The following is a 25,714-nucleotide window of genomic DNA, read 5'->3' as shown; positions in this document are numbered from 1 at the left end:
TCGGAGTGCCCAGGTGAGTGCTTATCAGACAGGGCGCAGGAAGGGTATGCGGTTTACGTCTCGCCGGGTCGATGACGGGCTACGGGTATGGAGGACCGAATGAAGATAAACCCCGCCATCGAGCGGGGTTTATCATATCAGTCATATTCGACCTGTCGTCCTGGGGATCGGTAAAGCAGGTTGTGGTAGTCCTCCAGTCGATTCGCCAGCGCGGCAGTGAGATCGTCATCAGAAACCCGAGCTTCGCTGAGCAGTTCATCCAGGGTCATTCGGTGGTAAGGGATAGTAGTTTCCATTTTATCCAAACTCCTTAATCTGCTTATGTCGCTATAATAACACGTATGTACATGTATGTTGTACTAGTGGAATTTGGTATACAATAACGTCGATACGCGACTACGGAGGCAATGTCATGTCGGTGAGCAAGCAGACGACCAAACTGCTACGAGAGTGGGGACGTTGGTCACGCCAAAGCGTCGGTTCCCCTCGGGTGAAAACTAACGTGGAGACGGTACAGGCGGCTCTTGAACCCACCATGGCAGGTGGGCCCTCTCCTGCCGAGATAATGGATGACGACGCGCTCACAGTGGACACAGGCGTCGCTGCAATGTGCAACCGCCATGCCGAGATGGGTAACGTACTGTCGTTCTACTATCGAAGCTCTGAGCCCAGTGTCAGGGGCATTGCTCGGTCGCTGGATATGCCCAAGTCCAGGGTCACGTCTCTACTGAACTCGGCGGAAGCGTGGATGGATTGCTATTTGTCTGAAAGAATAACATACAAGTATTGACATGGAATCCAGAATGTGCATAATTGTAGGTATCCTACGGCCGCTTACCGTAGGGTAGTGAGACTGGCAGAGTCATAGTCGATTCCAAACAAGCCGGGTCGCGCACCGGAAGTCCTCCTACTCACTGGCAACGCCGACAGTAGATGGGCTAGACAGCCCGGAAAGACGGGCAGACACAGACCGCCATTGGGAGTTCCCGGTGGCGGTTTTTTCATATCCGGCTGTTGTGAACGGCATCCTCGGCCTCTTCGGCCCTTCGTTTTCGTCTCCCTGTCGTTGTATGAGGGTGCCACTCACAGCGGCCAATTTCGTCGGACCCTGTTATATGCCACGTATCACCCCATCCGAAGCCGGAAGCTACAACCTGTGCGCGATGATTGATGCTATCGCGGTAAGCGAGGGCACCGCGTCCATCGGAAGCGACGACGGTTACAACGTGCTGGTGGGCGGTGAGACATTCAGCGGCTATAGCGAGCATCCCGACCGCGTGATCGACCTGCCCAGCCTGGGCATCCATTCGAGTGCTGCGGGTCGTTACCAGTTTCTGGCCGACACCTGGGACTGGGCCGAGAAGTCGATTTCGCTGGACGATTTCCGCCCGATCAATCAAGACCGCGCGGCGCTGTTCCTTATCGACTATCGTGGCGCCACCGAGGCAGTGAAGCGCGGTGATATTCGCAAGGCTATAGAGCAGTGTCGTAAGGAATGGGCGTCACTCCCCGGCGCCGGGTACGGGCAGCACGAGAATAGCGCTGAGCACGTCATACAGGCGTATATGGACGCTGGCGGAGAGTTAAAGCACGAAGAGAAGGACTGGTTCGATAGAGTAGTCAAGGATGATGCCGGATAACAATGATATGAACACGGGCAGAGCAAAGTCGATGCTTGAGCGCCACATTCAGTCTCTATTACTCACCATAATCGCTGCATTGATCGGATGGGTGGGGGTTACGGTTCTTGAACTTAGTGACTCGTCAGCTCGATATGACGAGCGTCTGAAAGGGTTAACAACTCAGGTAGAGCAGCTACGCGAAGACCTGCGCCGGCAGAGCAGCAAGTTCATCACCGACAATGAAGTGCAGAGCGATCTCGGCGTCGTGAACGGTCGGATCAATGCGCTCTCTGATCGTGTCAGTCGGGTCGAGTCTCGCCTCGATGAATCCGGGCGCTGAGCCGATTTCTTCGGACGGTACGTCAATTTCTTCGGACGGTACGTCAATTTCTTCGGACGGTACGTCAATTTCTTCGGACGGTACGTCAATTTCTTCGGACGGTACGTCAATTTCTTCGGACGGTACGTCGATTTCTTCGGACGGCATATCAATTTCTTCGGACGGTGCGCTAACCATGGGCGTTATTTCGGATTCGATCGGCAAGACCATCGGCGCGGTGGCCGGTCCTGTGCTCGACATCATCGACCAGACTGTGGAAGACAAAGACCAGGCCGAGCGCTTAAAGCGCCGTATTCAGTCTGAAGTCATCGACCAGCAGAGCAAGTCCCTAAAAGCGCGCGTGTCAGTTATCAAAGCTGAAGCCGAAAGCAAGTCAGCAATCGCGCGAGATTGGCGGCCGATCCTGATGCTGATGATCGTCGCGATCATGGGGAATAACTACATCCTGGCACCGTATTTAGATTGGATTTTTGACAGCGGCCTGATGCTCGACTTGCCCGCTCAGATGTGGACGTTATTAAAGCTGGGCGTCGGCGGATATGTCGCGGGGGAAAGCGCCCGTAAGGTTGCGAGCGATTGGCAGCGCGGCAAAGCCGAAAAGGAGCGCGCCCGCCAGGGGATTTATCAGAACGCGAAAACAGAGGATAACAATGATTGAAGCGTATTCAGTAGCAGTTACATATATTGCGGTCGGGCTCGCGCTGTCGAATCTTGGGAAAGACTTGCGCGGCCGTTCCGAGTCTTGGGGCGGGCGTGACTGGCGATACATGTGCAAGTGGGCGCTGGCTTGGCCTTATGGCCTGGGCCGCCTGGCAGCGTATAAGCTGGCGCCCTGATAGAACACCTGGCGGAGTGATTCCGCTCGGCTGCGCAAGGTCGGCGCGATGCCGACCTATATACATTAAAAAGCCCGCACGGTGGCGGGCTGTGGTTTGCTGGCGTCGATAGCGTCAAGCGAGCATAAATAAGGCATGGTGAACGGGTAGCGGCATATCATTAGCGTCAGCGTTTGACCATAACACCGCTGTTTTGTTTTTCCCGTATAGTCTTACGCTTATTATTGTTTCGACGTTATCGACGTCTGGCTGATAGCTTGATTGTACATCAATTGGCGCCCCCGGCGGACACGGGAGCCCGGCCAGCTTCGATAACTTGCGAAAGTTTGATTCGATGGCGTTTTGTAGTGTGTTGCCTTTAATCCGGGTATAGCGCCCGGATTGGCTTGTTATGCGGTATTTCGGCATAGTTAAGAAAACACCTTTCCGACAATGACATAATCCGTATCAATACCGCTTATGGGATCGTGATAGTATTTGACGAGCACGGCGGAAAAATAGTTTTCACCGTAGATACCCTCCCAGCCTTTGCTATAAAGGTTCGGGCGTTCCTTTTCCGTTATTGCTTCGGCGTCACCTAAATCATATATTTCGCCCTTATACTCAAAGAATCTCGCATCGTAAACATCTTCGATGTAATCGAACTCTGCCATCTGTTTTTCTGACAGCCCAAGGCCCAGGATTATCGGGCGCGGCACATTATTAGTAACGATTTTTGCGTTATCCATTGCTGATAATCCTTACAAATTACATAAAATAAGACAATCTGGGCAAATTTTTTACTGCCGTCCCACCGGGGCGAGGCGACATCAGCCGTAGTAAGTGCCGACCATCCGGCAGAACTCTAGGATCATGTCGCTACTAACAGGGAAGCCGTGAAGCTGGCCAGATTCTCCCCAGTCAGCATAATGCACTTCAAAATCATCAGGTTCGCCGTAGTTATCAAGCTCGCCGCGCAGCTCGACATGAGGCCCGCCGGTGCAAAGCACGATGCGGAACTCGCTCGCTTGCATACCCTGTTCAGGAGTTGTCCAGCCGCTGCGGAACTCGACGCTAAGCGGTATTTCGTAGATTGCGTCGTGCGCTTCGTCCTGATCGTCGTGGCCATCGGTTGCAGCTTCCAGTTCGGCTAGTTCGGCGGCGCTTTCAGCATCAAGGCCCTTGTTTTCGTCGGGCGTGATCCAGAAATTAGAGCTGTTAACGACGATGCTCGTAAGTTTGTCTAGTTCGATTTGTTCGGCGGCTTCGCGATAGTTGTCGGCGGTCCTCCGGTGCGCTTCGGCTGCATCTTCGCTGACAGCGGCCTCGGCCAGTTCGCTCAGGCTTTCGGATCGTTCATTCAGTTCATCAACAAGCGCAGTACGGGCGTCGTCGGCGTCGTCGTATGACTGCGGCTCGCTGTCTGGCATACAGCCGACAAGTGACCACCCGGCAAGGTGGGCGTCATCGTTTTTGAGCCGCCGCAGCGATTCCAGTTCGTCCCAGTCGTTATGATAGGCGTTCATCGCGTTTTCGATGGTTTCGAGCTGTGCGATGGCCTGGCGTTGCGCGTCTGTCATTTCGTTAACAGTAGTCATTTCTTCGTCCTCGCTGTGTATTTCTGTCTGTGTTCTGTCTGTCTTGCCTTGCGATGGTTAATACAATACATCTGACATCCGGGACCGTCAAACAAAAAATACAACAAAACATACAAGATTTTATTAATTCAACAAAATCAGTGAGTTATGGCCTGCAAATCATGTCAGGAAAGGCGAGAAAAAGCGGCCCGCTGGGCGCGAGTAGCTTATGAACGAATCACTAGAAACAGAGCTAAGAGAGCTAACGGCAGCGATTCACGATCAGACGAGAGCCATCGACGCTCTAGCAGCGTCTAATGATCGCGTTGTGCTGACGCTGTTAGAGCAAAGCGACGAAAGCGAGAGCCCGCAGCAGACCGACCTGGCAGGGCGTCCGCTGTGACCTGGCGCAGCGACAAGACAACGGCGCAGCGCGGATATGGCAGCAAATGGCAACGCGCCCGGGCTCAATATCTTGCAAACAACCCGCTATGCGTCATATGCGAGCGCCAAGGCGCTGTGACAGCCGCAACAGTCGTCGATCATATAAAGCCACATCGTGGCGACTCTAAACTATTTTGGCGGCGCTCAAACTGGCAAGCGCTGTGCAAGACATGTCACGACAGCGTAAAGCAGCGACACGAGCACAAGGGCGCAGAGCCGGGTGGGAACGCCGACGGCCAGCCTGTCGATCCAGGTGATCACTGGCACTAGGCGCGACATTCTATAGCGCGTGCGTGCGCGTTAACTCATCTTGCCTTTGGTGTCAATAGTTGTATGGCTGGGAAAGGGTATAAAACGTCAAATGGATATTGGCTGATACCAGCGCACGATCATCCACTAGCCAACGCACGCGGTTACGTTTTAGAGCATCGCTGGCTGTTATATGAGCTAAACGCCGGTCGCTGTCAGCCTTGTTACTGGTGCGGCGCTGCTCTCGGCTGGGAGACTGCTGTGGCGGATCATCTGGATGATGAGCCGTTGCACAACAGTCCGCGCAACCTTGTCACGAGTTGCAGCGAATGCAACAGGGCACGCGGCGCAATAATGCCCATGGTTAAGCGTATGCGTGCGGATTCTGTCGAGCATTTCCTGGCTTTGATGCGAGATAAAAACCAGCAGTATCAGTAACTTACAACCAACCGTCCCCTTTTGGTTGCCTACTACCAACCTTCCGTGGCTGCTTGCTTATTACTTTATAACATTGCAAGCCCGACGGTGTTACCAAAAAATCGTTCAAAATCAATGTCTTGGCGGGGGTGGTTAAAAGTTGACCACCCCGACCCGGCTGACCGGCCGCGCAGTCGAAAAAACAATCTAACCGTTTTTTGAAGGGCATGAACATACAGGGGATGCCGTTGTTTCAGCGGTATGCCCAGTTTGTTTACGCCTATCAAGGAGGACCGTATGGCACGCAGAAAACGGTCTGACGGCGCTGAATACGCTGCTGAGGCGATGGACGCGGCGCAGTCGGACCTCGAACCACCGGCCCATGTAAAGCTCCGGGATGTCGACTGGCCGTTCTGGTACGACATCACTCGCGCACGCGCGCGTGGAAGCTGGACGGGCGTTGACCTGGCACATGCAGCCAATCTGGCGCGGTGCCAGGCCGATATAGAGCGGCTGTCTACCGAGATCGCGGAAGAGGGCGACATCGTAGTGAACGCAAAGGGCACACAGATCGTGAATCCGAAGCATTCGCTACTCGAAACCCTGTCACGCCGGGCTGTAGCCCTGGCGAAGACGATTCAGGTCCATGCACACGCCACGCAAGGGCCGAGTGAGGACCAGACGAAGAAGAACAGCAAGCAGCGCCAGTCGCAGCAGTCGATTGAATCCACTGAGGACGATGGCCTGATTCCGAGGCCGATGCACTGAAGAGATAGGTTATGGCTACCCGTGGGGAAAAGGTAATTCGATTCATTGAGGGTTACTGTCGAGTACCCGAGGGGGCCAAGGTAGGCCAATCCATCGTGCTGGAGGATTTTCAGCGCGATTTCATCCTCTCGGTGTACGACAACCCGCATGGCTCGCATACGGGCATCCTGTCGATCGCCAGAAAGAACGGCAAGTCGGCGCTAATCGCCGGTATCGTGTTGGCGCACCTGATTGGGCCTGAAGCTCAACAGAACAGTCAGATTGTTTCAGGCGCCATGTCACGGGAGCAGGCGTCGATCATCTTTAACCTCGCAGTGAAGATGATCCGATTGAATACGGACCTGGAGGGGCTGGTACACATCATCCCGTCGAGCAAGCGCCTCATCGGGCTACCGATGAATGTGGAATACAAGGCGCTTTCGGCGGAGGGCAAAACCACTCACGGGCTGAGCCCGATCCTCGCGATACTGGACGAGACCGGCCAGGTGAAAGGGTCGCAGGATGAGTTCGTAGACGCTGTTACCACGGCACAGGGCGCTCATGACGACCCGTTGCTCTTGTGCATCAGTACGCAGGCTGCCGAGGATGCCGACCTGCTATCGGTCTGGATCGACGACGCCGCAGAGTCCGGTGACCCACACATCATCAGCCATGTGTACGCAGCCGGTAAGGATGCCCCGGTTAATGACCAGGAAGCGTGGGCTGCGGCGAACCCGGCACTGGGTGTTTTCAGGAAGAGGTCCGACCTCGAAAAACAGGCCGAAAAAGCTCGCCGAATGCCTGCGTTCGAGAACACGTTTCGCAACCTGTGTCTGAACCAGCGCGTGTCTACCGTTGCCCCGTTTGTCAGTAAATCTGTATGGGAGAGTTGCGGAGAACGGCCAGTTCCCCTGGAGGGGATGACCGTATACGGCGGTCTGGACCTCTCCACACGTACTGACCTGACGGCTCTGGTGCTTGTGGGCATGAGCAGGGGTGTCTGGCATGTCTGGCCGATCTTCTGGACTCCCGAAGAGGGACTACTTGAACGGGCAAAGCGGGACCGTTGGCCGTATGACCAGTGGGCACGCGAGGGGTATTTGCGGACCACTCCGGGGGCCACGGTGGACTACTCATACGTCATGCGCGACATCGCGGACCTCATGAGGGACTGTGAGGTCGCCGGTATTGCATACGACCGTTACCGAATTGATTTATTGCGTCGTGAAGCCGAGTCGATAGGCGTCAACTTACCCCTGCTTGAGCACGGTCAGGGCTACAAGGACATGGCCCCAGCGCTCGATACGTTGGAGTCAGAACTGCTGAATGGCCGTATGAATCACGGCATGAATCCAGTCATGACCATGTGTGCATCCGGTGCCGTTGTCACTCAGGACGCAGCGGGAAACCGCAAACTCGACAAGTCGAAAGCCACGTCTCGGATCGACGGTATGGTTGCCCTTGCTATGGCGATGCGCATGGCATCTACCGAGGTTGAAATAGACGGCCTTCTCGACGATTTCATTTCATCGCCTTTGAGTTTTTGAATATGGCCGATTCCAACTATTCAGTTGACCTGCAAACGAACTCGGGTATTTGGGCGCGGCTGGTTTCATGGTTTTCAGGAGGCCGTCTTGTAACCCCTGATTCGGGTCAGATCAATGGCCCGTCGTCAGCTCACGGTCACGTTGGTGAGTCCGAGGTTACTGACCGACGTGCCATGCAGATCAGCGCTGTATGGGCGTGCGTTCGCCTGCTTTCCACTATGACATCCAGTATGCCCATCGAGTTCTACCGATGGCGTCAGGACGAGTCGGAATCCCTGGAGCCTGAACACTACCTATCCAAGCTGTTCCACGGTTCGCCAAACGCCTACATGTCGCCGTACGACTTTCGGAAGGCGATGAACGTTCAACGAACCCTGTTCGGTGATGCCTACGCATTCATTGATCGAAACAGCGCAGGCGAGGTGACATCGCTCATCCCGCTTCAGTCTCCAAATGTCGACGTTTTCCTGAACGATGAGAGCCAGCTTCGTTATCGGGTGAACCGTAGCGACGGTTTTCGTGATTACACGTCGGATCGCATCTTTCACCTGAAAGGCTTCGGAACTGACGGCATTGTCAGTCTTTCACCGATTGCTAACGCCAGTCGAACACTGGGCGTAGCTATTGCCATGGAAGACCAACAAAAGGAGTTCTATGCCAACGGCGCCAAGACGCCCAAGATTTTGAAGACAGGCGACAAGATACTGGACAGCGATCAGCGCGAAATTGTCAAACAGAGGTTCAGTGAGATGGCTCACGGCCCTGTTAACGACCGGCTCTGGATTCTGGAAGCGGGCTTTGAAACCGAGGACGTTACGATCAGCCCCACGGATGCTCAGACACTGGAGTCACGGAGCTTTCAGGTCGCGGAAATAGCCCGAATTTTCGGTGTTCCTCCCCACAAGATCGGGCACATTGAAAATAGTACATCATGGGGCTCCGGGATCGAACAACAGAACATCGAGTTCGTTCAATCGACCCTGATGGATTATTTCAAGGCCTGGGAAAGCGCCATCGAACGGCAGTTGGTTCGCCCCTCGGATCGTCGAGGTGCTAATCGTATTCGCGTCCAGCATAACCTGGAGACGCTACTGCGTGGCGATTCCACGGCACGGGCCAACTTCCTCAGTACGATGACGCGAAACGGCGTGTATACGATTAATGAAGCGAGGGCACGCGAAAACTTACCGCCGGTTGAGGGGGGTGATGAGCCGCTTATTCAGAAACAGAACGTGCCCTTGTCGATGGCAGGTGAAGACGAAAGCCCCGCTCCAAGCGGGGCTTCTTCTTTAGGGGATAAAGAATGAAGAAGTTTGAGAAAACAATCCCGCTGGAACAGGCCCACGTCAAATTTGAAGATGGCGATGAGGGTACATTCGAGGGCTATGCCAGCGTATTCGGCAATAAAGATTCCCACGGCGATGTAGTTACCCAGGGCGCATTTGCGCCCGCCCTGGAAAAGGGAAGCAATGTGGGAATGTTTTTCAATCATGCCAGTTTCGATTTGCCAGTCGGTAAATGGCTAGACCTGCACGAAGATGAATACGGGCTCTATGCCAAGGGCGAACTGACCCCCGGGATGCAGCAATCGTCCGATCTTCGTGCTGCTATGAAGCATGAGACTGTTGGCGGTCTTTCGGTCGGATTCACCGTCAATATGAGTGATGTCGAGGAGAGTGATACAGGACTTGTGTTTTCCAGTATCGACACCCTTCGAGAGATCAGCCTTTGCACTTGGCCGGCGAATGAGCGAGCCAGAGTTTCCAGCGTCAAGTCTCTGGATGGGGTCGAAACAATCAAGGACATCGAGGACTGGTTGAGGGAGTCAGCCAATCTATCGAAGTCCCAGGCACTCGGGGTGATCTCGCGTGTCAAGGCGACCATTCGGAGCGATTCCGAAAGTCATAAGCATGATGAAGAGGCTGATGAAGTCCTCTCGATGATTCGCAATTTTGATATTAAGGGTGGTAAATAATGGGTGTTGAGACTATCAAAGCCGAACTCGGTGAGATGGAGCGTCGTCTCAAGGCTGCGAACGATGAGCAGAAGAGCCAGATCGAGGCTAATGGCCGGGTTAACGAAGAGCTGAAGGGTGAGCTTCAGACAGTAAATGATCGACAGAAAGAGCTTGGGGATCGGCTTTTTGAGCTGGAGCAGAGCAAGGGCGCTGCCAACGATCCTCAGAACCAGAAGTCGGTATTCAGGGCCGCTTCGGAGGAAGCCGTTGAGCACCTGAAGGGTGGAAGTAACTCGTTCAAAAAGGAAATTGGTAGCTTCCACAAGGCGTTGACCACCGACTCCGATGGTGTCGATCCGCTGGTTGAGCCCTACCGGATGCCCGGTGTCATTCGTGACCCGGAGATGCCGCTTCGCATTCGTGACCTGCTGATGCAGGGTAGCCTGTCGACCAGTGCCCTGGAGTACGTCCGGGAGAACATGACCGATAACCAGGCGGCCATTGTCCCCGAGACTCAACAGAAGCCTGAATCCAACTTCACGTTCGAGAAGCACTCGACCACCACTAAGGTCATTGCGCATTTCGTCCAGGCATCGCGCCAGGCAATGAGTGATGCTCCGCAGCTCCAGTCGTATATCCAGAACCGGCTGCTGCGCGGCCTCGGTGAGGTCGAGGATATGCAGTTCCTCAACGGCAACGGCGAGGGCGATAACCTTGAGGGTCTGAATACGGTCGCTACCGGCTATGACACCGAACTCGATGCGTCCGGTGACTCGATGGCGGATAAGTTGGCCCATGCGATTTACCAGGTCACCGAATCGTACTACTCGGCCAGCGGCCTGATTCTGAACCCTCGGGATTGGCACACTATCGCTCTCATGAAGGATGGTGACGGCCGCTACATCCTGGGAGGTCCGCAGGCATTCGCATCGAATCGCATTTGGGGCCTGCCTGTGGTTCCGACCATGCAGCAGACCCAGGGCACGTTCACCGTTGGCGCCTTTGGCCTGGCATCGCAGGTGTGGGACCAGTGGAATGCCAGCGTGACCGTTTCCGAGAGTGATCGTGACAACTTCATCAAGAACATGATTACGATCCTCGCCGAGGAACGCCTGGCGCTGGCCCACTATCGTCCCAAGGCCATTGTCCGGGGCTCGTTCACGTCCAGCTAACCGTAGGAGAGGGCGGGCGACCGCCCTCTATAGCTCATGATTGAACCGACTCAGGTGGTGTCTCTCGACACCATGAAGGCCCATCTACGTCTGGATCATGACGCTGAGGACGAGTTGATCTCCCTGTATGCCGGAGCAGCGCTCGATTGGTGCCTCTGGTATTGCGACAACCCGAATCAGGACAGCGCAGACGCACTGTCTCGCAACTTCAAGGCAGCGATGTTGCTGGTCCTGGGCGACCTGTTCGCCAATCGCGAGGCTCAGTTCGAGAACTCAGCGTATACGAACCCTACGGCGGAGAATCTGCTGTGGGCAGATCGTGACTGGGCACACCGTAAAGGAGATGAAGATGGCACAGCAGCCAGCAGTACATACGACAGAAGGCGGTCAGCGACTGGTTATCGGTAATGGTGGGGTGCTTGAAGTGGAAGATGGCGGCACTGTAACCGGCCTTGAAGTTTCAGGTAAAGACCCGGCTGAAGCGGTAGCTGATGCTTCCAGCGACGGTAGTGATGTGACCGCTCAGTTCAACGCATTACTCGCTAGCCTCCGGGCTGCGGGTTATCTCGCGGAGTAAGGCCAATGCGAGCCGGGAAACTCAGCCACAGGGTCAATATAGAAGAAAAACAGATGACTCAGAACCCGGAAACGGGAGCCATGGAAGAATCCTGGGCGGTCCGCTGGGGAAACGTACCGGCTTCGATTGAGCCTTTGAGCGCCCGGGAGTTCGTCGCATCGCAAGCGGTCAGCTCGCAGGTTACAGCGCGGGTGGTTATCCGCTGGCGACCGGGCATCAAGCCGACAATGCGGGTTGTTCATACTCGTCGTGGTGAGCGGCACATTTACAACATCGAGGGGCAGTTGCCGGACGAGGATTCCGGTATGGAGTACGTCACGCTCCCTGTCAGCAGGGGGGCCGATGATGCCGAGTGAAAGCGTTTCGTTTTCTATCAAGGGGCTCTCTCAGATTTCCCGGGAGTTCAAACGACTTCCTGGGTCAATGCAGGAGAAGGCGTTGCGGCCGTCCATGCGCCGATCAATGGACCTGATTAAGCGTGACGCCAGGGAAAACGCTGAGCGTATTGATGACCCTCGAACCCCATTGAACATCGCCGACCACATAATCTTGAACACGGGTATTGATCGCAAGACCGGCAACATGTCGGCACGAGTGGGGGTGCGCGGTGGTGCTCGCTACCGAAAAGGCGACAAGGAAGCCGGTAAAGTCACGTACTGGCGTTTCGTTGAGTTCGGTACAGGTCGCAGTCGAGCCCGACCTTTTCTCCGCCCGGCCATGAATGAAAATGTCGAGTCGGTTTTTTCGACATTCGTGGCAGAAATGAGACGAAGCATCGAACGGAGCATATGACGTGTACCCACCCGTTTTCAAAACCTGTTCCGGTAAAAGTGCTGTGACTGCGGTGCTGGGCACAGACCCGGTTCGTCTGTTTCCTACCGAAGCACCGCAGGGGGTCTCGACGCCATACGCTACTCATCAGATTGCGTCGGGGATGCCTTATAACTATCTGGCTCAACGCCCGGATACAGATAGATTCACAATACAAATAGATGTTTTCGCCTCGGATCAGGGGGCCGCTCATGAAGCGGCTGATGCTTTGATTCATGCGATGGAAGGTGCCGCATACGTCACCTCATACAACCTCAACGAGCGGGACGAGGATACCCGTAACTGGCGTTTTTCATTCGACGTTGACTGGATAGTACCTCGGTAATCCGCCTTTCAATAAACGCCAACAGCCCGGCCATCGAGCCGGGCTTTTTTATGCCTGAAATATGGAGGAAAGCCCATGAGTGGCGTTAAGACGCAGGGCACTCAACTCTATATGCACGACCGACAGAATGGCGAGATCGTCGAAGTCGGCTGCATCGACTCTCTGGACGGGATCAGCTCCCCTCGCGATCAGATTGAGACAACCTGCCTCGCAAACCAGGATCGTGAATATGAAGCGGGGCTCAGGACTCCCGGAGCCGCTACATTCACTATCAATACCGACCTTCAGGATGAGTCCCATATCGCTGTGTACGACCACTACGATAGGGGTGATAAAACGGACTTCTTTGTCGGTTGGTCTGACGGCACAGAGGCTCCGTCGCTGGAGTCGGATTCGGCTTCAGTAACGCTCCCGGAGACCCGGTCCTGGATTCGCTTTGAAGCCTACATTAGCGAATATCCGTTCACGTTTAACCAGAACGACGTTGTTCAGTCGAGTGTATCGGCTCAGATTTCCGGTCGGATTAACGCGATCCCGAAGACGGCGGACACGGATTCCGGTTCGGGCTCTACTTCTGGTAGTTAATTGGTCATGAAGCGGGCCTCGGCCCGCTTTCTACAGAGGTAACATTATGAATCTTGAAGAGCTTGTACGGAAAGGTACCATTGACGACGGCTTTGAAGAGAAGACTGTTCAATGGGATAGCGGTGACGAGACCCTGGAGTTTCAGGTATTCGTCAAGCGAGAGATGAGTGCTGCTGACTATGAATACATCTTCCTGAACACCGCTCAGCTCGGTAGAGAGGAGGATGACAGTGATGGTTCGTTCATGGCTCGGCGTGTTCATCGGATGGTACGAATGCAGGACCACGCAGCGATCCCTTATAACACGGCTAAACGATTCAAGCAGTCCCTGCTGATGGCGTTGTGCAGTGCGTTGAATGAGGTCGAGAGGTCGCCTGTCGATGAGAATGATGAAGAGGACGACGAGGGAAAGACATAACGCCCACTGATGAGATGTTTTGCGAGTTGGTGCTCAATGGTGTCGGTGGGCGAACAGTCGCGGAGGCGAAGGAACGGCTCACATATCGGGAGACTCTGATGTGGGCTCGGTATCTGCGTAAACGGGGGTCGATCAATACCGGGCGCCGATTGGAGACAGGCTTCGCCTATTTGCTGGCAGCGGTATATCGACTGGCTGGCAATCGTGATATATCTCCCGGGGACTTCATGCCGCATGAGGTTTCCGAACCATCTCATCAGTGGTCAGCGCCGGATAACACTGAATCTGCTACGTTTGACGAATTTCTGAATGAGCTACGGAAGGCCGCTTGACTGCTTGTTTTGTGTATGGTTTTATGTATATATGTAACATAAAGAAACAAGCGAGGGTAAATATGGTGGACATGGACGGAGTCTACAGTCTCGTCATATTTGTGGTTGCGGCGGCTATTTACTTCATTCCGACAATCGTCGCAAGCAGGAAGGATCATAAAAATTCGGGCGCTATCGCAGTTCTGAACTTATTGACCGGCTGGACCTTTATTGGCTGGGTCGTCGCTTTGGTTTGGGCTTCTACCGATTCCGGGACACCCACGACCACCCCCTCGTGGTTACAGGAAGCGAACCAGGCATCGAATGCCGAGTCAGCTCCCGATAAATACTCACAGGTTGAGCGACTGGCGAGGTTGCGAGATAACAATGCGATAACTGAAGAACAGTTCGAGCAGGAAAGGAATAAGTTACTAGGTTCCTGATACCAAACATACAGACCCGGCCGTTGCGCCGGGTTTTTCATGCCCGGCCGTTGCGCCGGGTTTTTTGTGCCCGGAGTTTATATGGCGACACGTAAAATAGGTCAGCTTACGGTCGACTTGGTAGCCAGCACAGGCGGTTTCGATAGGTCGCTAACGCGATCAGAGCGCAAAGCCGAAGAGTTCAGTAATAGGGCCGCCAAGTCTTTTGAAAAACTGAACCCGGCAACGTCAAAGATCAATCAGGTCAACAAGGCCATCCGTGACCTTGATACAGCGTTCGAGAGCGGAAACTTCAACCTCAAGATGCCGAATATGGACGAGGGGGAGACGTTCCGCACAATGCGGTCTCAACTCGTCGGGCTCAGGGATGAGATTCAGAGTACCAATTCGGAAATGAACGGGATGGGGTCTCGTGCTGATTTCCAGAAATTGGTCGGCGAGCTTGACCCTGTATCTACAAAGCTACAACAGATCAATGATCAGCAGCAGCGTCTGGACGCGGCCATGGCGGCCGGTAACGTCGGCCAGCAGGGGTATCAGACGTACGCTGCTGAGCTGGAACGACTGCGGAAGCAGGCGGATGGTACCACTGCTTCACTCCAGCGAATGGAGAAAGAGGCTCGTGATCAGCAGAGGGACTTCAACGCCCTGGTGAAGCAGATTGATCCGACTACCTCGCGTCTCGGAGAACTAGACGAGATGCAGCGGCGTCTGGATCGGCATATGGCCGATAACCGGATCGACTCTGAACGATATCAGGAGTATTCGACCCGCATCGGTGAGATGCGCAAAGAGGTAACGCAGACAGACGAGGTGATGGGGCAATTCGGGACCACGGCTCGGGCTCAGCAAGCAGCTCTTCGCCAGCTTCCGATGCAGTTCACCGATATTGCTACATCTCTCCAGATGGGGCAGCCGCCCATGCAGGTGCTGTTGCAACAGGGCGGCCAGCTCAAGGACATCTTCGGGGATGTCAGAACGGCTCTGCGCGAGACAGCGAAGTACGTTCTCAGCATGGTCAACCCGTTCACTGTTGCTGCGGCAGCGGTTGCGGGCTTTGGTGCAGCAATCTACTCGGCCGCGAGTCGACAGGATGAGTTTCAGCAAGCGCTGACCCTTACCAACAACTACGCCAACACGACCGCCGGAGAGCTTCAGGCGCTATCCGAGAGGATTGGAGATCAGACGGGGAACGCGGATGCCGCTAAGCAGGCGATTACCTCGATGGCGAACACCGGGCAGCGTTCGTTCCGTGAGATCGGCACCGTTGCCGAGTCGGTAGCGCTCAGGAACCAGGCGACAGGGGAGTCAGTAGAAAGCCTCGTCTCTCAATACGCCAAAATCGCAGAAGACCCCGTATCGGCGCTCCAGGAACTGAACTCTCAGTATCACTTTCTTGACCAGAGTACCGCACAGCACATTCAGCGACTCGTTGAGCAGGGCAATAAGCAGCAGGCAGTACAGGAGGCCATGGAGGCGTGGGGTGACGCCAGCGACAAGGCTTCAAAGCAGGTCCTTGATAATCTCAACGCGGTCGACCGTCTGCTGAATAGCTTGCAATCGGGCTGGAATGATTTTTGGGGCGGAGTCAGTAGCGCTATCAATGAAGACCTGAGTTCAGCGGCCGGGGCGCTGGGCATCGGCAACGATAGCGACCGTACCCAGTCTTTACAGAACCAGTTGTCGGGCGGTTTCCTGGGCGGCGACCGAGCATTGAACTCGCTTTTTGGGCGTACCGGCGATCTTAAGACGGAGCTGGGCATTCTTGAAGGGATGCAGGCCACGAATAAGATCATTCGTCAGCAAGAGAACGAGAAAGCCAGGGCGCAGAGTGAAGCAGCTCAAGAGTATCTGAAGCTGTCGGAAAACGCGAAGGAGTACGAATCCACTGAACAGCGGATCAACAGCCTTCAGCAGGAGCGTCAGAAGTACCTCGACGCCTATGACCAGCACGGCGACGATCAGTTCAAGGTTGCCGCTCAACAGGTAGCCGACAGAATCGAGCAGATTCGTGATTCAGGGGACAGCAGCTCTGATCCCGGCCGGTCAGACGCTGAGAAAATGCTGGAGTCTATCTCTAAGCACAATGCCGAGTTGCGCCAGCAGGTCAAGATCAACGGCGACCTGACATGGGCTGAGAAGCAGCGGGTCGAACTCAACGAGCAGCTACAAAATGGCGATAACGATTCCCTTCGGCAGAACGAAGAAGAGTTGCGCCGGGCGCTGGCTGTGTCCGAAACGCTCCAGGAACAGGTCGATAAGCAGGAAGCGCTGAATCAATTGAAAGAGCGCTCGGCTCAGATCGAGTCGTCGGTTCAGTCGGACCTGTCATCGCGTCGCCGACAGCAAAACGATGAGCTGAGCGTATTTGACCAGGGCGACAGGGCTCAGGAGCAGATAGAAGCGCAACGTAAGATCATGCGCGACTACCAAGGGTATATGTCGGACCTGAACGAAGAAACGCCGGAATCGGCATTCGGGTCCGACCAATACCAGCAGGCGGTAAAGCAGATTCGCGATGCTCGTGATCAGGCGCTGGCGATGAACCGTGAATACTATGATCGGCTCGATGCCATGCGCGGTGAGTGGGAAAACGGTGTATCTCGTTCCTGGGATAACTACCTGAGCATTATTCGCGATCATGCGTCACAAGCTGATTCGTTCATGTCTGGCATGTTCGATGCGTGGGAAAGCAGCGTCGCCAACTTTGTGAAGAACGGGAAGATTTCCTTTTCCGATTTCGCTGACACCATCATCGCCCAGTCTGCACGGATAACAGCCCAGCAGGCCGCTCTCGGTCTGGGTAGTATGCTGGGCCTTGCCGGTTCAGCGGGCGGCGGCGGCGCTTCCGTGGCCCTAGGAGGCGTCAGAGCTTTGGGTATGGATACCGGACTGTTTGCGTCGGGTGGATATACCGGCGACGGGGGTAAATACGATGTCGCTGGCTCGGTCCACAAGGGCGAATACGTATTCAATCAGGATGATGTCAATCGTATCGGCATCCCTGCGATTGAATCGTTCCGGCGTGGGGGTATGGAGTCGGCACCTTCCACCGGGCGAATGACGTTGCCCTCGGGTGGCGCCATGCCGTCTTCCGTACCGTCCATCCAGCAGGATATTAGCGTCGGGAACGGTTCCTCCTCACATGACCGGGAGCTGGTACGTGCAGCGGCCCAAGAGGGCGCTGAACGTGGCTACCGTCGCGTGTATGACGATTTTCGCAATAACCGCAAGCTGCGCCGGGAGCTGGATGTATGACCATTGAAGACTGGCCCCGGGAGCTGTGCCCCCAGGCAATGGACTGGGGCGTTCAGTACAACACCCGGGTATTCACCTCAACACTGACGAATCACCAGCAGATCGCCACATACCCGGGCGACTATTGGGATTGCACATTAACGTTTCGCGGCCTCAAGCCGTTTCAGGAGCGCATCCTCTCGTCGTTTTTGGGGCGTCTGAACGGCCCGGCCGGACTTTTCCGCCTGCGCGACTGGCTGCGGACACCTCCCAGCGGCCTGGGTACGGTCACAGTAGACGGGGGCGGCCAAAACTCTCGGTCCTTGGCTACTCGTGGTTGGCAGGCCAATACTCAAGTGCTGTCACGTGGTGACTATGTGACGGTCAACGACCAACTGTTCGAGATTACGAACGATGTTGAGTCGGATGCTGATGGCCTGGCGACGCTACCTCTCAATATCTGGATTCGCCAGGCGCCTGCCAGCGGTGATGCGGTCAACTACTCAGACCCATATGCAGTCATGCGCCTGAAAAACGCGGCGAACCCGATTAACCGAGAACTGGGGCCGAAATCGACATGCACGATTGAGTGCCGCGAACGAATCATCACGCAGTGAGAGCTAACCATGTTGTCATTCCCGTTTTCCGATAGCGTCGTCGACATGCTATCGCGAGAGACGGTGCGGATCGTATTTGCCGTCTATCTCGATTTTCAGAATACGCCAGCGTTGGCTCACTCGGGCACCGGCGTTCTCACCATCGACGGTCGGACATATCAGGGCGTTGGGTCGTTTGGCAGTATCGAACCAGCCAAGGAGGAGTTGGGCGGAGATTCGCCTACATCACTTGATTTGACTCTCTCGGGGCTCGATTCCTCGATTGTGTCAAGCACATTGAAAGATCGATGCCGAGGAAGAGACGGCAAGGTCTATCTTGTTGCCATCGATGATGAAACCGGTGACTACTCGGCTGACATTCTTTTCAGCGGAAAAATGGATGCTGCCAGTTTCAATTACAGCGGAAATGGTGACGGTGCCAACGCCGTGACGGTCACTATCAACGACCGGATGACGTATTGGCAGCGTAAAGGCACCGAACGTTGGACCTACGAGAATCACAAGGCACGGCATCCGGGTGATGACCTGTTCTATGCCGTTGCTCAATTGTCCGAATGGCCTATCTATTGGGGCGCTGAAAAAGATGCGCCTTCATTCGAGTATCCGGGATAGTTATGAGAAGTATGAACTGGCCTCAAAAGCTTTACGACGCGATTCAAGCCGCCCACGAGGCGGCTTTTTCGTGGGGTGAGAACGACTGCTGTACGTTTGCGGCCGACTGTTGCATCGCTGTCTGCGGTATCGACCCGGCTGAGAAGTACCGAGGACATTACACAACCGAGATTGGCGCTAAGCGAAAGTTAACTGAAATTCACGGGAGCTTGGAAAAGGCGTGTGATGCCTACTTTGAGCGTGTGCCGGTCACAAAAGCTCAGCGCGGCGACATGGTGATGTTCGAGGGCGAAATCGGCAACACCATGGGGGTCGTTTGGGCTGGTTCAGTGTTCTCGATCACGCAGAACGGCGTTCGTCGTGTGAAAGCAACCCCTGAATTGGCATGGAGGGTAGAAGATGGGTGACGCGGTTGAAGCGGTCGCCTCGGTCGCAGTCGGTGTCGCTGTCGGGTTCGCTACGGGTAATCCGTACTTCGGCATCACGGCGGCGGCGACGATTTATTCAGCTACCAGTAAAGGCCAGAAACCCAACGCTAATACCAACCAGGGGGATGTTAAGCAGACTGTACGTTCGTCGAAAGAGCCGGTTCGCTGGGTGTTTGGTGATATTGGCGTTGGCGGTCTGCTTTTTTGGGCTCAGGAGCAGACCGGCGACCAGGACCGGGATGACGAAGAGAAGCTTTATTTGGTGTATGCCGTAACTGAGGGTCACATCGACGGTATCAGGACGGTGTACGCCAATCAGGAGGACGCTAACGACTCTGACGGGTTAATCGAATGGGACGTTGTCAGTGACCCGGATGAAGTAAATCAGTACCTCCTGAATAATAGTCCCGATTGGCGGGAGAGCCAGATCGGTAAAGGGCTGACTTACGTTCGACTGACCCTGACCTACGACTCTGATTACTTCGCGTCAGGCATCCCTGACTTCAAGTTCGCTGGACGTTTTAACGACGAGCTTTATGACCCCCGTGATGAGAGCACCGGGTATAGTGATAACCCCGCTCTTATCATGCTTTGGTATCTACGTAACCGCCTGAATGTGCCAGACGATGAGATCGTTTTCGACATGTTTAGTGAAGCAGCCAATATCTGTGACGAATCTGTTACTAACCCCGATGGTGGAGTCGATAAGCGCTATGCTATGGCAGGTGGCTTCAAGGCCGACGAACGCAAGGACGAGGTGATTTCCGACATAGAGGCTACCTGTGCGGGTAACCTGGTTCGTATCGGTGGGCGTTTCGGTTTCATGGCCGGTGCCTATTACGGCCCGGCTGAGTTCACCATCACCGAAGATATGGTCATTGGTCAGGTCCAGGGTTCGACAGAGGTTTCTCGTTCGGATGCGGTGAACACCATTCGCGGCACGTTCGTCGATCCCGCTCAACGATGGACTGAAACCGACTACCCCTCGGTACAAGTCGATGAATGGGTCGAACAGGATGGAGAAGAGATTGAAGATACACTCAATCTTCGCTTCGTCACTAATGCGTACCAGGCTCAGCGACTTGCCAATATTCAGCTTCGCAAGAAACGTGCGGGCGGTAACCTAAAGCTGAAGCTGAACTTCGCTGGGTATGCGTGCCGTCCCGGGCGCGTGGTTAGGGTCAGTCTGCCGACACTTGATATTGACGGCGAGTTTGCTGTTTCCGATTGGGAGTTCAGCGGTACTGAGGGTTGTCAGGTAACTCTGAGCGCAGTATCGGCTGACATTTTCGATGACTCAGTAGCGCAGCCCTACAGCCCACCTGATTTCATTGATATGCCGACTGGCGGTATGGCCGCGCCCGCTAACGTACGGTACCTGGTCAAGCGGATCGGGGACGTACAGCAGGGGCGTATTACTTGGAATGCTGTTCCCGGCGCGCTTCATTATAACGTGGTGATTCGTCATGACGGGAGCGCAGTGCAGTCGGCACAAGTACCGGGCGGCGTGACAAATTTGTCTGTATCCGGGCTCACGGCTGGTAGCTATACCGTTGGTGTGTCGGCTCGCGGTTCTCTGGCTACGTCAGGTGAGGGCGTTGCGACCTTCGATATTCTTCAGCCACCCAAGCCAGATAGAGTTGTAGTTACTGAGGCTCGGGATAGCATTATGCTGATTCCGACACTCAACAGTGGTGATCTTGGTGGTGGTACTTGGGAATACTACTGGTCGACTATTTCAGATATATCGAATGCGGAAGTAACCGAACGGGCGGAGTATCTATCGCAGGGCGCGAGTGTTACTCATAGCGGCCGGACTCCGGGACAGACCTATTACTATTGGGTCCGAGGAGTCAACGCTTACGGTAAGTCCGAATGGTTTACGACCCAGGCTACAACTAACGAGAACTTCGATGACATCTTTGATGCTCTGAGAAACGAGATTGAGCAGGAAGGCCAGCTCTATGATGACATTGTGGAAGGTGTTTCCCCCGGCGTCCTTCAGCAGGTAGATACTGACCTAGATGGTTTTAGGCAGCAGCTTGAAAATAACGAAAAGGCGATCAGCGAATTACGACGTGGTAGTGATGAGCAGGCCGTCAAGATGCTGCTTTTAAAAGCTGCCAGTGAGACAAACAACTCGACCCTTCGTGTAGAGCAAATAGTACGGTCTAACCTGGCGCGACAAGTAACTACACTTCAAACTGCCCAGGCTCAGGTAGAAGATGATCTTTATACCGTAGTACAAGAAGACGGCAATGGGTTTAAGGCTGGGGCGATTCGAACTGTTCAGGTTGGAGACTCTAAGGCGGTATTGGGCCTCAAGACGGATGGGGACATCGCTGAGATTGGTGCGGTAGCCGATAAGTTCTATATCTATAATGAGGTGAGCGGGGAGCATGTCTTGGCATTTATTGTCGAAGACGGCCGGGTCGTGATGCCTGAGTCCCTTATCGGTCAGCTTACTGCTGGTAAGATCGTCACTGATGACGGTAGATCACTTATCGAGAATGGATATATTCGTACAGATGTACTCGATGTCCAAGAAGTGGCTCGATTCACAGGAGATGTTGAATCAAATAACTATAGCCAAGGATCGAGAGGCTGGAAGATAGAGCAGAATGGCACGGTTGAGTTTTATGATGCTACTGTTCGAGGAACCCTGTTTGCTGATGACATTAAGGGCGACGTAGCCACTTTCACCAGTTTTAACTGGTCGGGTAGGTCTAATAATTGGACTTTTTATTCTCACAATCAATATCTTGGTGATAGGGACGGTGGCTATACGCCAATAGTTATCGTAACCCTTAAATTTGATTGGGATATAAAAGACGGGACAATACCTATCAGGACGTTCGTAAACATTGTCTTGAGCGGGGGTGGGGAAACCTATACATTTCCCTACGATATATTTTCCTTTGGTTCGATTAGTCTGGCGCTTCCTGCAAAGACTAATAGTCTTGAACTCACGGTTCAAAAGACTTCTGATACGGATCAGAACTTCGATTCTCTCTATCTTACATCCGTAAACGCCAACGTGGTTAAAATCCCCTGATCTACGGTAAGCTTGGTTTTTTATATCTTAATTACCACCCCTTAATCTATTTATAAGCCTCGCAGTTATGTGGGGCTTTTTTGTATCAGGTAATGGTTATGGCTAACAGCGATACGGTAGATGTTCAGCAATTACAGTCTACTATTGATGAACTTTACGATAAACTCACATCGATAACGATTACAGCGGACGACGCTGATAAACTTGACGGTCACCATGCCGATTACTTCGCCACTTCAGAGCAAGGGGCAAAAGCAGACTCTGCGGTTCAATCTGATTCGCTGGAAACGGTTGCGACTAGTGGTCTTTATGCCGACCTGAAAAACAAGCCCGTTCTTTTCAGTGGCTCTTATTCTGATCTCACGGATAAGCCCGATTTCTCTACTATCGCAACCAGCGGTTCATATTCGGATTTATCCGATAAACCCGACCTGGGCACTGCTTCCTCTTCGGATGCCGATGAGTTTGCTGATGCTGCACAAGGTGAAAAAGCAGATTCAGCCGTTCAGGGCGAAGGAATAGCGATTGTACTGACAACAACCTCTGATTTCGAGCAGATCGAGTCTCTCGATCCACAAACACTATATGTCATGCCTGAAAATAATAACTAACAGTTTGTTTGTTCAAGGAGCGAAGTAATGAAGCTTACCGGAACTCTTTATAACGCTGGTGAACCACTTGCTGGTGTTTCCCTTTACTTCACCGCAACGGAAACCACCAAAGGTGGGCTCTTGGAGAAGTCAGAGTACCAGACTTCTACCGATGAAGACGGTTCCTACAATATTGACCTGCAACCCGGTACTTATCAGGTGTACTGGTCGAATGACGGATACAAGACAGCGTTGGGTAAAATCACATCCAGTGATAATGCCGAGCTATCCATTCCCCAGGCACTTGACTTGGCGAACTATCCGGTTGAGTCCAACCCACCCGTTCTCAGGGCTGCGGATTCAGACAAACTGGATGGTCATGACGCTTCCTATTTTGCGACATCTGAGCAGGGGGAGAAAGCGGATTCGGCTATTCAACCTGACTCTTTGGCGGATGTGGCAACCAATGGTTCGTATGACTCCCTGTCAGACAAGCCGGACCTCTCTACGAAGCTCGACACAAACATTAAGGGGTCGCCCGGGGGACTCGCCTCCCTTGATGACACCGGAGTCATTCCGACCGGGCAGCTTCCGAGTTACGTGGATGATGTGATCGAAGTTGACGAGCTACCCGAAACAGGGGAATCCGGCAAGATTTATGTCGTTCCGATCAATGATACGGCCAACATTTATCGGTGGTCAGGCAGTAAGTGGGTAGACATCTCACCCGGAGCCGGGACGGCTGACAGCGCCGTGAAACTTGCCACTTCTCGCAAAATTGCGCTGACGGGTGACGCATCAGGGTCAACAACCTTCGACGGTAGCAGTGATGTCAGCCTAACAGTGAACGTCGAAACATTCGGTGGTAAGACGCCAGATCAGTATGCGACCGCAAAGCAGGGAGCCCTGGCACAGACCGCTGTTCAAGGCGAGGGAACTTCAATTGTCAGAACGACGGTTTCCGATTACCAGCAACTCTCGTCAACGGATGGTGCCACCCTTTACGTAATGCCGGAGGAATAATGCTAAGACTCGGAGATAGAAAGTTAGCTGACATTCGCTTGGGTGACCAGCCGGTACTGATCTACCAAGGCTCTCAGTTGGTATGGGGCCCTACCGGGCTGATGCTTTTTGCCGATGGGCATCAGGGCGGCTTGCTGGATTTCGATAAGCAAAACCGGATGCAGCTTAAACGAAATGGTACAGGCGGTAACCCGGCGACTGGCGATCCGGTAGGCTGGGTGAAAGATCGTACCCTGAATGGCTTCACAGCCACGGCTGCGAGCGACAGCGAACGCCCTGCTTTTAACAGGCTTGATTCGAACCGGGGCTACGTAATCTTTGACGGTTCGGATGACTATCTGAATGTAGGTGACACCGGGGATATGGCATTCGACCATCCCTGCTTTGTGATCGCGTTGGAGACAAGCAGTGATCTAAACGAAAACAAGCCCTATAACTGGCCGCTCTTTCAGGATCGCAACGCAGGCTCCAGTGCTGCGTATAGTATCTATGAGACCCGGCCGGATAACGGCGAGATATATAACACCATCGACGTTAACAATGGGTCATCCGAGGTCAAGTGGAGTAACTGGATGGTGACAGACTGGCGTGAGTCGCCAGACCATGGCAACGTCCCTTCACCTCGTTATGGTCACCACACAGCCAGTGATGGCCGTTATCTATATATTCATGGAGGGCGTAACGATGATCTTAATTGGTTTCAGACCGCCTCCGCTCTAAGTGATTTCTATCGCTTCGATCCGGTATTCGAGGATTATGAAACCCTTCCCACCGAAAATGGCCCCCCTCCCACTTCCGGTGGGACGATGGTCTACTACGAGGGTGCGCTTTATCTGATTGGCGGAACAGACGCCCGGCAAAGCGGGGCCGTGGATGCGTATCAGACTGCCTGGAAATTTGTCATTAATGAACGACAGTGGTATCAGATGGCCGATCCACCGTTCTCATTGTATTGGAGTACAGGATGTGTCGTTGGTGACAGCTTGTACGTTTTGGGTGGGTACAACTCCTCAGCGGGACACACGGCAACGGCTTACCGGTTAGATTTTGAGGACGGAAGCTGGCATCAGATCAGTGATATTCCGTACTCGGCCAACAATCCGTGTTCCGCAGTGAGCGAGGATCACATCTATCTGTGCGGAGGCTACAACGGCAGCTACCTTCCTTATATGTACGAAGGGGTGGTCTCTAATGGAGACATCACCTGGACCCAGTTACCGGATGCTCCCGCCGGGTTCACTACAGCAGGTGTAGCTTGTGACCCGGACCTTGGAGACATCTATGTATTCGGTGGTAAACAGAGTGGTGGCCTGACTTCATCGCTCTGGATTTTCTACCGAGACGACGAGAGTTGGGAAGACCGAAGCGACGCCCCTATCGAAGCAGTTCGGTTCAATACCGCCGATATGGTTAAGGACCGGGTGGTCATCTTTGGCGGGTACAACGGTAGTAGTGGAAGCCAGCAATGCCACCAGTTTCAGACGAATCTGAACAGAATAGGTGTATTACCTAAAAGGAGGGTTCTGACGGTTGATACGGTTCGCGGCGTGGCACGCCAGACCGGGGCTCTCAACCGTACCCTGAATACCGATGCCGTAGATAATGACGCTCAGAAACCACTGACACTTGCCTCGCGACAGGACGGATATGAGCCATGGCGCGGTAAGATATTCGCATTAGCCATTGGTAACTCTTTGGACAGTCGCAAACTTTATGAGTATGCCCGCTCACTAGAAGAAGAACTCGGGCTTTTGTAAACCTGGCTAAGGCTCAAG

Annotated in this window: 31 protein-coding genes; 27 read left to right on the top strand and 4 right to left on the bottom strand. The window is 54.0% G+C overall.

Annotated elements, in window-relative coordinates:
• Nucleotides 1-137: 137 nt before the first annotated feature.
• Complete coding sequence (locus FY550_RS16875) at nucleotides 138-296, bottom strand: hypothetical protein (protein WP_168169296.1); 159 nt, start codon at nucleotides 294-296, stop codon at nucleotides 138-140.
• Between the two features lie 116 nt (nucleotides 297-412).
• Here FY550_RS16875 and FY550_RS17250 point away from each other — a divergent pair, with 116 nt between their 5' ends.
• Together FY550_RS17250 and FY550_RS09380 are read left to right on the top strand one after the other, a co-directional pair.
• Nucleotides 413-790, top strand: coding sequence for an antiterminator Q family protein (locus FY550_RS17250; protein ID WP_070977672.1), 378 nt, complete (start codon nucleotides 413-415; stop codon nucleotides 788-790).
• A 325-nt stretch (nucleotides 791-1,115) separates the two neighbouring features.
• Entirely contained in the window at nucleotides 1,116-1,640 is a 525-nt protein-coding gene (locus FY550_RS09380) for a glycoside hydrolase family 24 protein (protein ID WP_070977671.1), read from the top strand.
• A gap of 175 nt (nucleotides 1,641-1,815) precedes the next feature.
• On the opposite strand, the gene FY550_RS16865 is transcribed toward FY550_RS09380, so the two are convergent.
• On the bottom strand, nucleotides 1,816-2,139 hold the full coding sequence (locus tag FY550_RS16865) for a hypothetical protein (RefSeq protein ID WP_168201481.1): 324 nt from the start codon (nucleotides 2,137-2,139) through the stop codon (nucleotides 1,816-1,818).
• Here FY550_RS16865 and FY550_RS09375 point away from each other — a divergent pair.
• Nucleotides 2,138-2,620, top strand: a complete 483-nt coding sequence (locus FY550_RS09375; RefSeq protein WP_070977669.1) for a 3TM-type holin — start codon at nucleotides 2,138-2,140, stop codon at nucleotides 2,618-2,620. The genes FY550_RS16865 and FY550_RS09375 overlap by 2 nt on opposite strands.
• A gap of 588 nt (nucleotides 2,621-3,208) precedes the next feature.
• Here FY550_RS09375 and FY550_RS09370 read toward each other — a convergent pair.
• Both FY550_RS09370 and FY550_RS09365 read right to left on the bottom strand, forming a co-directional pair.
• Nucleotides 3,209-3,526, bottom strand: coding sequence for a hypothetical protein (locus FY550_RS09370; RefSeq protein WP_070977667.1), 318 nt, complete (start codon nucleotides 3,524-3,526; stop codon nucleotides 3,209-3,211).
• Between the two features lie 81 nt (nucleotides 3,527-3,607).
• Entirely contained in the window at nucleotides 3,608-4,375 is a 768-nt protein-coding gene (locus tag FY550_RS09365; RefSeq protein ID WP_139148659.1) for a hypothetical protein, read from the bottom strand.
• Nucleotides 4,376-4,583: 208 nt separating this feature from the next.
• Between FY550_RS09365 and FY550_RS16860 the strand changes: the two genes are divergently transcribed.
• The 24 genes from FY550_RS16860 to FY550_RS09250 all read left to right on the top strand — a co-directional run bounded on the left by FY550_RS16860 (nucleotide 4,584) and on the right by FY550_RS09250 (nucleotide 25,696).
• Nucleotides 4,584-4,757, top strand: a complete 174-nt coding sequence (locus tag FY550_RS16860) for a hypothetical protein (RefSeq protein ID WP_168169295.1) — start codon at nucleotides 4,584-4,586, stop codon at nucleotides 4,755-4,757.
• Nucleotides 4,754-5,068 (top strand): HNH endonuclease, encoded by a 315-nt coding sequence (locus FY550_RS17140; protein WP_084388029.1) that lies wholly within the window; start codon nucleotides 4,754-4,756, stop codon nucleotides 5,066-5,068. The genes FY550_RS16860 and FY550_RS17140 overlap by 4 nt, the downstream gene beginning before the upstream one ends.
• Before the next feature lie 693 nt (nucleotides 5,069-5,761).
• Complete coding sequence (locus FY550_RS09355; RefSeq protein ID WP_070977665.1) at nucleotides 5,762-6,232, top strand: TerS protein; 471 nt, start codon at nucleotides 5,762-5,764, stop codon at nucleotides 6,230-6,232.
• 11 nt (nucleotides 6,233-6,243) lie between these two features.
• Entirely contained in the window at nucleotides 6,244-7,758 is a 1,515-nt protein-coding gene (locus tag FY550_RS09350) for a terminase large subunit (RefSeq protein ID WP_070977664.1), read from the top strand.
• 2 nt (nucleotides 7,759-7,760) lie between these two features.
• Entirely contained in the window at nucleotides 7,761-9,065 is a 1,305-nt protein-coding gene (locus tag FY550_RS09345) for a phage portal protein (protein ID WP_070977663.1), read from the top strand.
• Nucleotides 9,062-9,733 carry an HK97 family phage prohead protease gene (locus FY550_RS09340; protein WP_070977662.1) on the top strand — a complete coding sequence of 224 codons (672 nt, stop codon included), beginning with the start codon at nucleotides 9,062-9,064 and terminating at the stop codon, nucleotides 9,731-9,733. Before FY550_RS09345 ends, FY550_RS09340 begins: the two co-directional genes overlap by 4 nt.
• Complete coding sequence (locus tag FY550_RS09335) at nucleotides 9,733-10,887, top strand: phage major capsid protein (RefSeq protein ID WP_070977661.1); 1,155 nt, start codon at nucleotides 9,733-9,735, stop codon at nucleotides 10,885-10,887. The genes FY550_RS09340 and FY550_RS09335 overlap by 1 nt, the downstream gene beginning before the upstream one ends.
• A gap of 36 nt (nucleotides 10,888-10,923) precedes the next feature.
• A complete protein-coding gene (locus FY550_RS17245; RefSeq protein WP_070977660.1) occupies nucleotides 10,924-11,295 on the top strand; it encodes a head-tail connector protein in 372 nt (123 codons plus the stop codon).
• Nucleotides 11,237-11,464 (top strand): Head fiber protein, encoded by a 228-nt coding sequence (locus tag FY550_RS09325; RefSeq protein WP_139148658.1) that lies wholly within the window; start codon nucleotides 11,237-11,239, stop codon nucleotides 11,462-11,464. Before FY550_RS17245 ends, FY550_RS09325 begins: the two co-directional genes overlap by 59 nt.
• Before the next feature lie 5 nt (nucleotides 11,465-11,469).
• On the top strand, nucleotides 11,470-11,820 hold the full coding sequence (locus tag FY550_RS09320; protein ID WP_070977659.1) for a phage head closure protein: 351 nt from the start codon (nucleotides 11,470-11,472) through the stop codon (nucleotides 11,818-11,820).
• The gene (locus FY550_RS09315; protein WP_070977658.1) at nucleotides 11,807-12,256 is read left to right on the top strand and encodes an HK97-gp10 family putative phage morphogenesis protein; all 450 of its coding nucleotides are present in this window, start codon (nucleotides 11,807-11,809) and stop codon (nucleotides 12,254-12,256) included. The genes FY550_RS09320 and FY550_RS09315 overlap by 14 nt, the downstream gene beginning before the upstream one ends.
• Before the next feature lies 1 nt (nucleotide 12,257).
• Nucleotides 12,258-12,620 (top strand): tail completion protein gp17, encoded by a 363-nt coding sequence (gp17, locus tag FY550_RS17240; RefSeq protein WP_070977657.1) that lies wholly within the window; start codon nucleotides 12,258-12,260, stop codon nucleotides 12,618-12,620.
• Nucleotides 12,621-12,695: 75 nt separating this feature from the next.
• Entirely contained in the window at nucleotides 12,696-13,205 is a 510-nt protein-coding gene (locus FY550_RS09305) for a phage tail tube protein (protein WP_070977656.1), read from the top strand.
• Nucleotides 13,206-13,251: 46 nt separating this feature from the next.
• Nucleotides 13,252-13,623, top strand: a complete 372-nt coding sequence (locus FY550_RS09300; protein ID WP_070977655.1) for a hypothetical protein — start codon at nucleotides 13,252-13,254, stop codon at nucleotides 13,621-13,623.
• A gap of 14 nt (nucleotides 13,624-13,637) precedes the next feature.
• On the top strand, nucleotides 13,638-13,955 hold the full coding sequence (locus tag FY550_RS17285; RefSeq protein ID WP_420843353.1) for a phage tail assembly protein T: 318 nt from the start codon (nucleotides 13,638-13,640) through the stop codon (nucleotides 13,953-13,955).
• Between the two features lie 62 nt (nucleotides 13,956-14,017).
• The gene (locus FY550_RS09290; protein WP_084388059.1) at nucleotides 14,018-14,377 is read left to right on the top strand and encodes a superinfection immunity protein; all 360 of its coding nucleotides are present in this window, start codon (nucleotides 14,018-14,020) and stop codon (nucleotides 14,375-14,377) included.
• An 81-nt stretch (nucleotides 14,378-14,458) separates the two neighbouring features.
• Nucleotides 14,459-17,635 (top strand): phage tail tape measure protein, encoded by a 3,177-nt coding sequence (locus FY550_RS09285; protein ID WP_070977652.1) that lies wholly within the window; start codon nucleotides 14,459-14,461, stop codon nucleotides 17,633-17,635.
• Nucleotides 17,632-18,231 carry a hypothetical protein gene (locus FY550_RS09280; protein WP_070977651.1) on the top strand — a complete coding sequence of 200 codons (600 nt, stop codon included), beginning with the start codon at nucleotides 17,632-17,634 and terminating at the stop codon, nucleotides 18,229-18,231. Before FY550_RS09285 ends, FY550_RS09280 begins: the two co-directional genes overlap by 4 nt.
• A 9-nt stretch (nucleotides 18,232-18,240) precedes the next feature.
• Entirely contained in the window at nucleotides 18,241-18,843 is a 603-nt protein-coding gene (locus FY550_RS09275; RefSeq protein WP_070977650.1) for a hypothetical protein, read from the top strand.
• 11 nt (nucleotides 18,844-18,854) lie between these two features.
• A complete protein-coding gene (locus FY550_RS09270) occupies nucleotides 18,855-19,250 on the top strand; it encodes a DUF6950 family protein (protein ID WP_199287793.1) in 396 nt (131 codons plus the stop codon).
• A complete protein-coding gene (locus FY550_RS09265; RefSeq protein WP_070977648.1) occupies nucleotides 19,243-22,326 on the top strand; it encodes a phage tail tip protein J-related protein in 3,084 nt (1,027 codons plus the stop codon). Before FY550_RS09270 ends, FY550_RS09265 begins: the two co-directional genes overlap by 8 nt.
• Nucleotides 22,327-22,424: 98 nt before the next feature.
• Nucleotides 22,425-22,937 carry a hypothetical protein gene (locus FY550_RS09260; protein ID WP_070977647.1) on the top strand — a complete coding sequence of 171 codons (513 nt, stop codon included), beginning with the start codon at nucleotides 22,425-22,427 and terminating at the stop codon, nucleotides 22,935-22,937.
• A 27-nt stretch (nucleotides 22,938-22,964) separates the two neighbouring features.
• A complete protein-coding gene (locus FY550_RS09255) occupies nucleotides 22,965-23,939 on the top strand; it encodes a carboxypeptidase regulatory-like domain-containing protein (protein ID WP_070977646.1) in 975 nt (324 codons plus the stop codon).
• The gene (locus FY550_RS09250; protein WP_149054496.1) at nucleotides 23,939-25,696 is read left to right on the top strand and encodes a Kelch repeat-containing protein; all 1,758 of its coding nucleotides are present in this window, start codon (nucleotides 23,939-23,941) and stop codon (nucleotides 25,694-25,696) included. The genes FY550_RS09255 and FY550_RS09250 overlap by 1 nt, the downstream gene beginning before the upstream one ends.
• The last annotated feature ends 18 nt before the right edge of the window (nucleotides 25,697-25,714 follow it).

The organism is Kushneria phosphatilytica (assembly GCF_008247605.1).
Taxonomy (GTDB): domain Bacteria; phylum Pseudomonadota; class Gammaproteobacteria; order Pseudomonadales; family Halomonadaceae; genus Kushneria; species Kushneria phosphatilytica.
This window is presented reverse-complemented; position numbering and strand designations above follow the sequence as displayed.